General features: G+C 40.5%; 13 protein-coding genes. All 13 read left to right on the forward strand.

Annotation, left to right across the window (positions count from 1 at the left end):
- Positions 1 to 9: 9 nt before the first annotated feature.
- The 13 genes from Q1B03_RS10045 (at position 10) to Q1B03_RS10105 (ending at position 12,195) form a co-directional block, all read left to right on the forward strand.
- Positions 10 to 645: a chemotaxis protein CheC gene (locus Q1B03_RS10045; RefSeq protein ID WP_299740893.1), complete on the forward strand. Its 636-nt coding sequence runs from the start codon at positions 10 to 12 to the stop codon at positions 643 to 645.
- Positions 642 to 1,139, forward strand: a complete 498-nt coding sequence (locus Q1B03_RS10050; RefSeq protein ID WP_299740895.1) for a chemotaxis protein CheD — start codon at positions 642 to 644, stop codon at positions 1,137 to 1,139. The genes Q1B03_RS10045 and Q1B03_RS10050 overlap by 4 nt, the downstream gene beginning before the upstream one ends.
- Before the next feature lie 100 nt (positions 1,140 to 1,239).
- On the forward strand, positions 1,240 to 1,998 hold the full coding sequence (locus Q1B03_RS10055; RefSeq protein ID WP_299740897.1) for a FliA/WhiG family RNA polymerase sigma factor: 759 nt from the start codon (positions 1,240 to 1,242) through the stop codon (positions 1,996 to 1,998).
- Between the two features lie 135 nt (positions 1,999 to 2,133).
- A complete protein-coding gene (locus tag Q1B03_RS10060; protein ID WP_299740899.1) occupies positions 2,134 to 2,658 on the forward strand; it encodes a hypothetical protein in 525 nt (174 codons plus the stop codon).
- A 159-nt stretch (positions 2,659 to 2,817) separates the two neighbouring features.
- Positions 2,818 to 3,525 (forward strand): 30S ribosomal protein S2, encoded by a 708-nt coding sequence (gene rpsB, locus Q1B03_RS10065; protein ID WP_044337376.1) that lies wholly within the window; start codon positions 2,818 to 2,820, stop codon positions 3,523 to 3,525.
- Positions 3,526 to 3,674: 149 nt separating this feature from the next.
- Entirely contained in the window at positions 3,675 to 4,556 is an 882-nt protein-coding gene (tsf, locus tag Q1B03_RS10070; protein WP_299740904.1) for a translation elongation factor Ts, read from the forward strand.
- A gap of 87 nt (positions 4,557 to 4,643) precedes the next feature.
- A complete protein-coding gene (gene pyrH / locus Q1B03_RS10075; protein WP_299740905.1) occupies positions 4,644 to 5,369 on the forward strand; it encodes a UMP kinase in 726 nt (241 codons plus the stop codon).
- The gene (gene frr / locus Q1B03_RS10080; protein ID WP_299740907.1) at positions 5,369 to 5,926 is read left to right on the forward strand and encodes a ribosome recycling factor; all 558 of its coding nucleotides are present in this window, start codon (positions 5,369 to 5,371) and stop codon (positions 5,924 to 5,926) included. Before pyrH ends, frr begins: the two co-directional genes overlap by 1 nt.
- Before the next feature lie 284 nt (positions 5,927 to 6,210).
- Complete coding sequence (locus tag Q1B03_RS10085; RefSeq protein WP_299740909.1) at positions 6,211 to 7,002, forward strand: isoprenyl transferase; 792 nt, start codon at positions 6,211 to 6,213, stop codon at positions 7,000 to 7,002.
- A complete protein-coding gene (locus Q1B03_RS10090; RefSeq protein WP_299740911.1) occupies positions 7,002 to 7,787 on the forward strand; it encodes a phosphatidate cytidylyltransferase in 786 nt (261 codons plus the stop codon). The genes Q1B03_RS10085 and Q1B03_RS10090 overlap by 1 nt, the downstream gene beginning before the upstream one ends.
- Before the next feature lie 36 nt (positions 7,788 to 7,823).
- A complete protein-coding gene (locus Q1B03_RS10095; protein ID WP_299740913.1) occupies positions 7,824 to 8,966 on the forward strand; it encodes a 1-deoxy-D-xylulose-5-phosphate reductoisomerase in 1,143 nt (380 codons plus the stop codon).
- Between the two features lie 114 nt (positions 8,967 to 9,080).
- Positions 9,081 to 10,337: an RIP metalloprotease RseP gene (rseP, locus tag Q1B03_RS10100; protein ID WP_299740915.1), complete on the forward strand. Its 1,257-nt coding sequence runs from the start codon at positions 9,081 to 9,083 to the stop codon at positions 10,335 to 10,337.
- A gap of 148 nt (positions 10,338 to 10,485) precedes the next feature.
- A complete protein-coding gene (locus Q1B03_RS10105) occupies positions 10,486 to 12,195 on the forward strand; it encodes a proline--tRNA ligase (RefSeq protein WP_299740917.1) in 1,710 nt (569 codons plus the stop codon).
- The last annotated feature ends 37 nt before the right edge of the window (positions 12,196 to 12,232 follow it).

A 12,232-nucleotide genomic window follows, 5' to 3' on the forward strand; every position in this document is an offset into this window, starting at 1 on the left:
CAGATACGAATGGGATATGAAAAGAAAATATCGTCAATGCACTTGGATATTTTGAAAGAAATCGGAAATATTGGAGCGGGTCATGCTGCAACTGCCCTCTCCACTCTACTGGGTAAGAAGATTGATATGAAGGTGCCCAGTGTGCAGGTTGTTACATTCGATGAAATGATGGAGATGGCAGGGGGACCGGATAATGTGGTCGTAAGTGTATTCTTAAGGATTGAAGGGGAAGCACCGGGAAGCATGTTTTTTTTGTTGCCTCTTGAACAAGCCTCTATTTATATTCGGACCATGATACAGGATCGTTCCTTTTCATTTAGTGAACCGCCGTATTCAGAATTAGGATTATCAGCTATGCAAGAGTTAGGTAATATTCTCTCAGGTTCTTATTTGTCGTCCCTATCTGACTTTACGAATCTTAAGCTATTACCTTCAGTCCCCGCTTTATCGGTAGATATGGCCGGAGCCATCATCGGTTTCGGATTACTTGAAATTTCTCAGGTAAGTGATTATGCGATTGTTATAGATACTGCCTTGAAAGAAGAAGAATTTCAGAAATCAGAAAGTGTGAAAGGTCATTTCTTCCTCTTACCCGATCCGGATTCATTTGAGGTCATCTTTCAATCACTTGGTGTGAAGTTATGAATGCTTTACACACCGTGGTAAAGGTGGGGATTGCAGATATGAATATCGTGGGTAATGGAAGTTCAATTCGCACATCGGGCTTGGGTTCTTGCATTGGAGTTGTACTATACGATGACCTTATCAAATTGGCAGGTATGGTCCACGTTATGCTCCCCCATTCTACGATAGGGAAAGAGCCGTTGATGAACTTAGCCAAATACGCAGACACGGGAATAGAGGAACTCATTCGACAACTGGGAATACGGGGAGCGAATATGGGGAGACTTAAGTGCAAAATGGCGGGAGGTGCACAAATGTTTCAATTTCAGGCAAAAAGCGATGTGATGAGAATAGGTCCGAGGAATGCGGATGCAGTTAAGGTGGCCCTCTTGAAGCATCGAGTTCCGATTGTAGCAGAGGACATTGGTGGTAATAAAGGGAGAACCATTGAATTCTTCACATCGACTGGAATCCTTCATGTTCGCACAGTTAATGAAGGAACTAAGGAATTGTGAGTATACGTTCAGTTTCAAAAAGTTCGTTTGCTCATACTCAAGGTGTTTTATACTTTAAAGTAGATTTCAAGAAAGAAAATAGTAAGCAAGGAGGATACTTATGTCTCAGCAACCCCCTCGAACAGATGAACAACTATATTGGGAGAGATGGATAAACAGTCGTGATACCCGGGCAGGTGACATGTTAGTGAAAAAGTATATGCCACTTGTGTCGTATCATGTTCAGCGAATTTCCGTTGGGCTGCCAAGAAACGTCTCGAGAGAAGATATAAAGAGTCTTGGGTTGATGGGATTACTGGATGCACTTCAGAAGTTTGATCCAACGAGAGATCTAAAGTTCGATACATATGCTTCCTTCAGAGTACGGGGAGCAATTCTTGACGGACTAAGAAAAGAAGACTGGCTTCCGCGATCAACAAGGGACCGGGCGAAAAAAATTGAAGCCAAAACAGTGGAACTCGAACAAATTTTATTGCGACACGTGACGGCTGAGGAAGTGGCTGCTTCGTTAGAAATCGCTCCGGAAGAAGTTTACCAAACGACCAATGAACATTTCTTTGCCAATATTCTTTCCATGGATGAGCAACTAACCGATGATGATCATGAATCTCAGAGCTATTCTATTAAAGATGATAAGACGATCTCTCCTGAAGAAGAAGTGTTGAAGGGTGAAAAAGTATCGGAGTTAGAGAAAACGATTCTAACCCTCTCTGAAAAGGAACAGCTTGTATTAAGCTTATTCTACAAAGAAGAATTAACGTTAACGGAAATCGGGGAAGTCATGAAACTATCAACATCGCGTATTTCACAAATACATTCCAAGGCCATCTTTAAACTGCGCAATTTATTAGGCTCTTGACCCTCTCGATTGACAGAACAGTAAATGAGCCAAACCAATAGATGTTGATGGACTGTTCCGACGAAATGCAGTTTAAGGGGGCAGTCCTTTATAGTTTTAAGAAAGACTAAAATCAAACTAAACTAAGGTGATTTCATGGTAACATTCCTGCTTTTTATATCTTTTCTTCTTAATATCGTTGCATTGCTGGCAATCGTCATTTTATACTCAAGGCAAAATCGTTTTCTTAACATGGAAAAAGAACAAAAGAAAATGATCAAGGAATTGGAAGAGGTCATCTCTACTTATCTGATCGAAATGAAAGAAGAGAATGAAGAGTTCATGCGTACATTTAATCAACATGCTAAAAGTGAAAAACGTATCACTGACAATACGGATGATGAGAATGTAAACAGTTCCCCGCTTCAAACCAATCCCAAGTGGTCAGGAGCAGGATATAAGCAAGCTTCAAAGGCCTATCAGCAAAAATTAACACCACAAATGGGAGCCGGCGAAAAAAAGTTTGAGGTGCAACCAACAGTAAAAACCAATGAAGATCCCTTTCTTCAACAGGTTCTCTCACTAAAGAGAGAAGGATTGACCGTAGAAGAAATAGCTCAAACTGTCGGAAAAGGTCAAACAGAAATTGAGCTTCTTTTAAAATTTCGTCAAATTATGTAGGAAGTTCTTGATTGGTCTGAATAGGTATGCTATAGTATTCATGGTGTGATTACACACGTTTCTCGATTGAGGTAGATGGTGCTATTTTTGATAAATAGTTTCTACTACAAGATGACGGAAACGGAGGAGAAAACAAAAACCATTTAGGAGGAAACACACATGTCAGTAATTTCTATGAAACAATTGCTAGAAGCTGGTGTACATTTCGGACACCAAACCCGCCGTTGGAACCCAAAAATGAAGAGATACATCTTCACTGAGCGTAACGGCATCTACATCATCGACCTTCAAAAAACAGTTAAAAAGGTTGAAGAAGCTTATAACTTCGTTAAAGAATTAGCTGGTAACGGCGGTAAAGTTCTTTTCGTCGGTACGAAAAAGCAAGCACAGGAGTCTGTTAAAGAAGAAGCAGAACGTGCAGGTATGTACTACATCAACCAACGTTGGTTGGGTGGAACTCTTACTAACTTCGAAACAATCCAAAAGCGTATTTCCCGTCTTAAAGAAATTGAAAAAATGGAAGAGGACGGAACGTTTGAAGTACTACCTAAGAAAGAAGTAGTACAACTTAAAAAAGAACATGAACGCTTAGTGAAATTCTTAGGCGGAATCAAAGATATGAACACGCTACCTGATGCATTATTCATCATCGATCCTCGTAAAGAGCGTATCGCAGTAGCTGAAGCTCGTAAACTTCATATCCCTATCGTGGGTATTGTTGATACAAACTGTGATCCGGACGAAATCGATGTAGTTATTCCTGCGAATGACGATGCGATCCGTGCAGTTAAGCTTCTTACAGGTAAAATGGCAGATGCTATTTTAGAAGCTAAGCAAGGTGAAGAAGCAGCTGTAGCAGCTGAGTAATGAATGAAAGGTGATAAGAGGGTTTACCCTTATCACCTTTTTTTAAAGAGTATTCACATTTACTGTCCTCAATTATAGAGACAGTACATTTTTGACTCTCACCTATTGGTGACATAGTCTACATAGTTAATCTAAGGAGGAAACCCACTATGGCAATTACTGCACAAATGGTTAAAGAACTTCGTGAAAAAACTGGCGCTGGAATGATGGACTGTAAAAAAGCGTTAACAGAAACTGATGGAGATATGGACAAAGCAATTGACTTTTTACGTGAAAAAGGAATTGCGAAAGCAGCTAAGAAAGCTGACCGTATCGCAGCAGAAGGTACTACTTACATTGCGAGCGAAGGAAACACTGCAATTATTCTTGAAGTAAATGCAGAAACAGATTTCGTTGCGAAAAACGAAAACTTCCAAAACCTTGTAAAAGAATTATCTGACCACTTACTTGCTAACAAACCAGCTTCTGTTGAGGAAGCTCATGAGCAAAAAATGACAAATGGTTCAACTGTAAGTGAATTCATCAATGCTGCTATCGCTAAAATCGGAGAAAAAATCACTCTGCGTCGTTTTGAAATCCGTACTAAAGATGATAACGCTGCTTTCGGTGAATACCTGCACATGGGTGGCCGTATCGCTGTTCTAACAGTGGTTGAAGGTACTACAGATGCTAATGTTGCGAAAGACGTTGCTATGCACGCTGCAGCATTAAATCCTAAATATGTTTCACGTGATCAGGTTTCTGCTGAAGAAGTAGAGCGTGAGCGTGAAGTACTTAAGCAACAAGCATTAAATGAAGGAAAACCTGAAAACATCGTTGAAAAAATGGTGGAAGGTCGCCTTGGGAAATACTTCGAGGATATCTGTATCTTAGATCAAACATTCGTTAAGAATCCAGATCAAAAAGTACGTCAATACCTTGAAGCAAATAAAGCTACTTTAACTGACTTCACCCGTTACGAAGTAGGAGAAGGTCTTGAGAAGCGTCAAGAAAACTTCGCTGAAGAAGTAATGAACCAAGTAAACAAATAAGATCAGCTAAAGTTAAACATCTATAAGTAGGGAACACCTAGCGTGTTCCCTATTTTTCAAGAAAAATTCTATTTTATGGAGGTTCCCATGGGCGTTCCAAAATACAAACGTGTCGTTCTGAAACTTAGTGGAGAAGCATTAGCAGGTGATGATGGCTTCGGAATCAATCCTTCTGTCATTAAAAATGTTGCAGAAGAAGTAAAAGAAATTGCTGAACTTGATGTTGAAGTGGCAGTTGTAGTTGGTGGAGGTAATATCTGGCGTGGTAAGATAGGTAGTGAAATGGGCATGGATCGTGCATCTGCAGACTATATGGGGATGCTTGCTACCGTTATGAACTCTTTAGCCCTTCAAGACAGCCTTGAACAGCTGGGTATTGAAACAAGAGTTCAAACATCGATTGACATGCGTCAGGTGGCAGAGCCTTATATTAGACGAAGAGCGATCCGCCACTTAGAGAAGAAACGTGTTGTGATTTTTGCAGCAGGTACTGGAAATCCTTACTTCTCGACAGATACAACTGCCGCACTTAGAGCAGCTGAAATCGAAGCAGAAGTGATCCTTATGGCTAAGAACAACGTAGATGGAGTATATTCAGCAGATCCTAAGAAGGACGAAACGGCTGTTAAATATGAAGAACTTTCCTATTTAGATGTTCTGAAAGAAGGTTTAGCTGTAATGGATTCAACAGCTTCTTCCCTTTGTATGGACAATGATATTCCACTTATTGTATTCTCTATTATGGAGGATGGGAATATTAAGAGGGCCATCACTGGTGAGAATATAGGTACAATCGTTAGGGGGAAATCATAATGCCAAATACGATCATTGCAAATGCAAAAGAAAGAATGACAAAAGCAATTCAAACATTTTCTCGTGAGTTAGCAAGTATCCGTGCCGGTAGAGCTAACGCATCACTACTTGATAAGATCACAGTTGATTATTACGGTGCACCAACACCTGTGAATCAATTAGCGGGAATTTCCATTCCAGAGGCTCGTATGCTTGTAATCCAACCTTATGACAAATCTGCTTTAGGTGATATTGAGAAGGCGATTTTGAAATCAGATCTTGGAATTACACCTACCAGTGATGGGAATATTATCCGAATCGTAGTTCCTGCCTTAACGGAAGAACGTCGTAAAGAACTCGTGAAGCTTGTGAAAAGAGAAGCTGAAGATGCAAAAGTGGCGATTCGTAACATCCGTCGTGATGCAAATGACGATCTTAAGAAGAAAGAAAAGAGCGGAGACATAACAGAAGATGATCTTCGTGGATACTCTGATGATGTTCAAAAAGCAACAGACGAGAGCATTGTCAAGATCGATGGCATTGCCAAAGATAAAGAACAAGAAATGTTAGAAGTTTAATGATCATATTCTAATCCTAAGGGACTGACCTATAAGTGAACTCATATTCCTTATGGGACAGTCCCTTTGTTTATGCTTGTTTAGAGTATGCGTAATGATAGCAAGCTTCTCGTATTCTCTGATAGAACGTTTATATTAGTTGTGATGGGGCGGAACAACTTCGTATAAAACGTTCAAGATACCTATATGAATATACATAATCTATTTTCTTGAAGATATCTTCCTTATTTTTTGATATGATAGTAAGGGTAAATATTTTTTGGATTGTTGGTGGAGGATTTTTTATGCTAAACAAGCTTAAGCAATGGAAACGACAGCAAACTTCCGAGGAAGTGGATGATCGATTTCAAGAATTAATAAAACACCCTATTCCGGGTCATATAGCAATTATTATGGATGGTAATGGACGATGGGCCAAAAAAAGGGCATTGCCCAGAGTGGCCGGACACCATGAAGGCATGAAATGTGTGCGGAGAATCACTAAATTGGCAAACGAACTAGGTGTAGAGGCCTTAACACTCTATGCTTTTTCAACTGAGAACTGGAAACGCCCAAAAATGGAAGTTGAGTTTCTGATGAAGTTGCCAGAGGAATTTCTAGGAACTTTTCTGCCTGAATTGGTAGAAGAAAATGTTCAAGTTAAAATGATGGGTTCTCCTGATGCACTGCCGAACCATACGAAGAAAGCCGTCACGAAAGCGATGGAAGCTACGAAGCATAATAACGGACTAATATTAAACTTTGCTTTAAATTATGGCAGCCGCTCAGAAATTATAGATTCCATGAAGCATGTCTTAAAAGATGTTCAGAATGGAATACTAGATGAGAACCAATTAAATGAAGAAGTGTTTTCGAGTTACTTGATGACGAAAGATTTAAAAGATCCAGACCTGCTTATTCGAACGAGTGGAGAAATCCGCTTAAGTAACTTTATGCTATGGCAATTAGCTTATACAGAGTTCTTTTTTACAGACGTACTGTGGCCGGATTTCGGCAAAGAGCATTTAATAGAAGCAATTGAAGCATATCAAGGTCGTTCAAGAAGATTTGGTGGGTTACAAAGCGAGGAATCCTAATGAAACAAAGAATTATTACAGCAGTGGTAGCTGCAGCGATATTTTTACCGATCATCATTTTTGGTGAAACACCATTTATTATTTTAATGTATCTTATTGCTTCAATCAGTTTATATGAGGCATTAAAGATGAGGGGGCAATGGATTTTTACCATTCCTGGTTTATTATCTCTGGCCCTTTTGTGGGTTTTCTTGATCCCAACCGATGCAATTGGGATCATAGCTGACTTTGGCTATTCCAAAATTGAAATGGCTTTTCTTGCCGTGCTGCTCTTTTTAACATATACAGTGGCAACCAAGAACCGTTACACATTCGATGATGTGGCATTTGCTCTATTAAGCATTTTATATGTAGGGATTGGATTCTATTACTTCATGGAGATCCGTTTGGATGAAGGAGTACAGTTTGTTTTCTATGCTTTATTTATTATATGGGCGACAGACTCAGGTGCTTATTTCATCGGAAGAGCGATGGGGAAAAAGAAGCTATGGCCTGAAATCAGTCCGAATAAAACCATTGAAGGTTTTGTAGGTGGGATCATTTGTGCCATCGTAGTCGGTGTCATCATGACATTCTTCACAGATCTTGATATGTCCATTCCCAAACTCATTATCGTGACTGGGATTCTTTCTGTCTTTGGACAAGTGGGAGACTTAGTCGAATCTGCCTTGAAAAGACATTACAAAGTAAAAGATTCTGGTCATTTATTACCTGGACATGGTGGAATGCTTGATCGTTTTGATAGTTTATTATTTGTATTTCCCCTTCTTCACTTTCTTTTATAAAAAAGGTAGAAGGCTTCTAGCGGGAGGAGTGTAGTATTGAAAAAGATCAGCTTAATGGGGGCTACGGGTTCTATTGGAACACAATCCCTTGATGTAATTCGGGAGCATCCTGAAGAATTCAAACTGACAGCTATGTCTGTTGGCAGAAATATAGAAGAAGCAAGAAAAGTGATTGGAGAATTCAATCCTCAGTTGGTTTCTGTTCAGAATAAAGAAGATGCTGAATTATTAGCCAAAGAGGTACCTTCTTCCATTAAGGTCCTGTATGGGGAAGAAGGTCTTGTGGAGGTGGCCTGTCATCAGGAAGCTGACATACTCGTTAATGCAGTGCTGGGAAGTGTGGGACTCTATCCTACACTGCAGGCCATAGAGGCAGGAAAAATGATAGCCATCGCCAATAAGGAAACTCTTGTAACAGCTGGACACCTGGTGATGGAAGCGGCCCGGAAAAAGGGCAGCACTCTATTACCTGTTGATAGTGAACATTCTGCTATCTTCCAGGCTCTCCAGGGAGAACAAGATAAGAACATTGAAAAATTGATCATTACAGCTTCCGGGGGCAGCTTTAGAGACCGTACGAGAGAAGAATTAGTTGGTGTCACGGTTAAAGAGGCTCTGAATCATCCTAACTGGTCAATGGGAGCGAAGATCACCATCGACTCTGCTTCTATGATGAACAAGGGATTAGAGGTTATTGAAGCACATTGGTTATTTGATATTCCTTATGATCAAATTGATGTTGTACAACATAGGGAAAGCATCATCCACTCGATGATTCAATTCCATGATTCATCTGTGATGGCTCAATTGGGGACACCTGATATGCGTGTGCCGATTCAATATGCTTTAACATATCCGGACAGGTTTCGAAGACCAGGTAATAGATTGGACTTAGTTGAAATGGGTAAGCTTCATTTTGAGAAAATGGATTTAAATCGATTCCGATGTCTGGCATTTGCATATGAAGCTGGTCGGATTGGCGGTAGTATGACAACTGTTTTAAATGCTGCAAATGAAGCGGCTGTTGCCTTGTTCCTGGATAATAAAATATCATTCCTTGATATTGAAACGTATATTGAAAAGGCCTTGAATTCCCATCAAGTGATACATAGACCTGACCTTGAAACCATACATGAGATTGATCGACAGACTCGACAACTCGTTTCAAGTTGGTTGTAGAGTACTTGGGCATGTTTACATGATCTGTAACGTAGTATGATAGTGGACGTGTTTGCCTGGACTTTAAACATTTAGATCTGTTACCGACAGGTTATAAAAAAGGTGGTTTTTTATTTGCAAACGGTGATTGCCTTTGTTGTTATTTTTGGAGCTTTAGTCTTTTTCCATGAGCTTGGACATTTAATTTTTGCTAAGCGTGCAGGCATCCTATGCCGTGAATTCGCCATTGGATTTGGTCCTAAAGTGTTTTCTTACAAAAAGGATGAAACAACCTATACGATTCGCTTACTGCCTCTTGGGGGCTTTGTGCGGATGGCCGGGGAAGATCCGGAAATGGTCGAGTTAAAGGCTGGACATCGGGTTGGTCTTGTACTCGATCAGGATGAAAATATAAGAAAAATTGTCTTGAATAACAAAGATCGATATCCGAACATTCGTGTCATTGAAGTAGAAGAAGCAGATTTAGAGCATAGACTACATATTCGTGGATACGAGGAAGATGAGGAGGAACTGAAAACCTTCTCGATCTCCAGGGATGCGGTGTTCATTGAAGATGGAGTGGAAACACAAATTGCACCTTGGGATCGGCAATTTGCGTCTAAATCTCTGCCTCAAAGAGCCATGGCCATTTTTGCAGGCCCTCTTTTTAACTTTATTCTAGCCTTCTTCATTTTCATCCTTGTGGGTCTATTGCAAGGGGTTCCAACGAATGATCCCGTTCTGGGCGAACTGACAGAAGACGGGGCAGCCAAAGAAGCTGGCCTTCAGGAAAATGACGTTGTTTTAAGTATAGACGGTAAAGAGATTTCAACATGGGAAGATATTGTTACAATCATACAGAAACACCCAGGGGATGAGCTGAGATTTAATGTGGATCGTAATGGCTCTAACACTGAGATTCCTGTCACACCTAAGCCTCAAGAAATAGAAGGGGAAGAAATAGGGATCATTGGAGTTCATAGCCCTGTTGAAAAGTCCCCTCTCAAAGTGGTGACCAATAGTGCACAACAAACCTATGAATGGACCAAAATGATTTTTGTTCTACTAGGAAAGCTTGTGTCCGGTGAGTTCTCAATCGATGCTTTATCAGGACCGGTCGGAATCTATCAGTCAACAGATGTTGTGGCTAAATCAGGTATATACTACCTGATGAGATGGGCGGCCATCTTAAGTATCAACCTGGGTATTATGAACCTTCTGCCAATCCCTGCCCTTGACGGAGGCAGACTTCTTTTCTTCGCTGTTGAAGCGGTAAGAGGAAAGCCAGTGGATCGCCAAATGGAAGGAATGGTCCATTTTGTCGGGTTTGCCCTCCTCATGGTTCTGATGCTCGTTGTTACATGGAATGACATTCAACGATTTTTCTTATAAAATTTAACGTATGAATCATGAACAGGCAGTTTCTCCCTCCAGAATAAAAAAAATGAGGGTGTTACTGCCTGTTAATTTAAGATAAAATAGTGAGAAGGAAATTCCCACACTACATAAATAATTTATATGGTAACTGAGGTGCTAATAGATGAAGCAACGTAATACATTCATCCCTACACTTAGAGAAACTCCGGCTGATGCAGAAATTAAGAGCCATCAGCTTCTCTTGCGTGCAGGATTTATAAGACAAAATGCCAGTGGTATTTATAGCTTTTTGCCATTGGGGAATAAAGTTTTAAAAAAAGTAGAAGAGATTATTCGTGAAGAACTGGATGCAGCGGGGGCTGTCGAAATGCTTATGCCTGCTCTTCAACCTTCTGAGCTCTGGAAAGAATCAGGACGTTGGGGAACGTATGGTCCAGAATTAATGCGAATGAATGATCGCCATGATCGCGAATTTGCCCTTGGAGCCACACATGAGGAAGTGATTACAAGTTTAGTCAGGGACGAAATTAAATCGTATAAGCGTCTGCCCCTTACGATGTATCAAATTCAGACTAAATTCCGTGATGAAAAGCGTCCACGTTTTGGTCTTCTTAGAGGAAGAGAGTTCATTATGAAGGATGCCTACTCATTTCATTCTTCCTTTGAAAGCCTGGACGAGACATACGATGCGTTATTTCAAGCGTATTCAAATATATTCAGCCGATGCGGGCTTAATTTCAGAGCAGTTATCGCCGACTCTGGAGCGATGGGTGGCAAGGATACGCATGAATTTATGGTGTTATCTGAAGTCGGAGAAGATACGATTGCATACTCCGATACATCCGATTATGCAGCGAATATAGAAATGGCAGAAGTGGTTGACTCCTATCAGAAATCGGATGAAGATATGCTTGATCTGGAAAAGGTTTCAACACCAGATAGTAAATCGATTGATGAAGTATCCTCTTTCCTATCCATGGAGAAAGCTCAGTGCATTAAGTCGCTGCTATTTAAAGTAGATGATGATTACGTACTGGTATTATCTCGTGGTGATCACGAAATTAATGATATTAAAGTGAAGAACCTTTTGAATGCAAGTGTGGTTGAATTAGCGACTGCAGAAGAAACGAAAGAGTTCATCGGATGTGAAATCGGATCGATTGGACCTTGCTCATTGGATAAAGAGGTAAGAGTTGTTGCCGATCACGCAGTTAAATACCTCCGCAACAGCGTTACCGGAGCAAACGAAGGAGGATACCATTTCATAAACGTGAATCCTGAACGTGATTTTGAGGTTTCTCAATATGCTGATCTTCGCTTTATTCAAGAAGGTGACCCTTCACCAGACGGAAATGGTAAGATCGTTTTCGCAAAAGGAATTGAAGTGGGACATGTATTCAAATTGGGGACAAGATATTCAGATGCTTTAGGTAGCTCATTCTTAGATGAAAATGGCCGATCTCAATCAATCATCATGGGCTGCTATGGCATTGGTGTATCACGTACCCTTGCAGCGGTTGCAGAGCAATTTAATGATGGTAATGGTCTGGTTTGGCCAACGAACCTTTCACCTTATGACCTTCACTTAATTCCAATTAATATGAAGGATGACGCACAGTCAAAACTCGCAAACGAATTATATGACTCATTAAAGGAAAATCGTTATGATGTATTAATGGATGACCGGGCTGAGCGTCCAGGTGTTAAATTCGCCGATTCAGACCTGATAGGACTTCCTATTCGTATAACAGTCGGGAAGAAAGCAGGGGAAGGCATCGTTGAAATAAAAGTAAGAAAATCAGGAGATATGCTGGAAGTGCACAAAGACGAGCTTCTACCAAAGCTCCAAGAACTATTCAAGACTCTTTCTTAAACATAAAAGGGCTCGACTTTGAAGGAGGCAATCCTTA

Source organism: uncultured Rossellomorea sp. (assembly GCF_947488365.1).
Classification (GTDB): domain Bacteria; phylum Bacillota; class Bacilli; order Bacillales; family Bacillaceae_B; genus Rossellomorea.

Excerpts from the sequence above, each read along its gene's own strand:
- Q1B03_RS10045 (WP_299740893.1), top strand. The coding sequence starts at position 10 with ATGGGATATGAAAAGAAAATATCGTCAATGCACTTGGATATTTTGAAA.
- Q1B03_RS10050 (WP_299740895.1), top strand. The coding sequence starts at position 642 with ATGAATGCTTTACACACCGTGGTAAAGGTGGGGATTGCAGATATGAAT.
- Q1B03_RS10055 (WP_299740897.1), top strand. The coding sequence starts at position 1,240 with ATGTCTCAGCAACCCCCTCGAACAGATGAACAACTATATTGGGAGAGA.
- Q1B03_RS10060 (WP_299740899.1), top strand. The coding sequence starts at position 2,134 with ATGGTAACATTCCTGCTTTTTATATCTTTTCTTCTTAATATCGTTGCA.
- rpsB (WP_044337376.1), top strand. The coding sequence starts at position 2,818 with ATGTCAGTAATTTCTATGAAACAATTGCTAGAAGCTGGTGTACATTTC.
- tsf (WP_299740904.1), top strand. The coding sequence starts at position 3,675 with ATGGCAATTACTGCACAAATGGTTAAAGAACTTCGTGAAAAAACTGGC.
- pyrH (WP_299740905.1), top strand. The coding sequence starts at position 4,644 with ATGGGCGTTCCAAAATACAAACGTGTCGTTCTGAAACTTAGTGGAGAA.
- frr (WP_299740907.1), top strand. The coding sequence starts at position 5,369 with ATGCCAAATACGATCATTGCAAATGCAAAAGAAAGAATGACAAAAGCA.
- Q1B03_RS10085 (WP_299740909.1), top strand. The coding sequence starts at position 6,211 with ATGCTAAACAAGCTTAAGCAATGGAAACGACAGCAAACTTCCGAGGAA.
- Q1B03_RS10090 (WP_299740911.1), top strand. The coding sequence starts at position 7,002 with ATGAAACAAAGAATTATTACAGCAGTGGTAGCTGCAGCGATATTTTTA.
- Q1B03_RS10105 (WP_299740917.1), top strand. The coding sequence starts at position 10,486 with ATGAAGCAACGTAATACATTCATCCCTACACTTAGAGAAACTCCGGCT.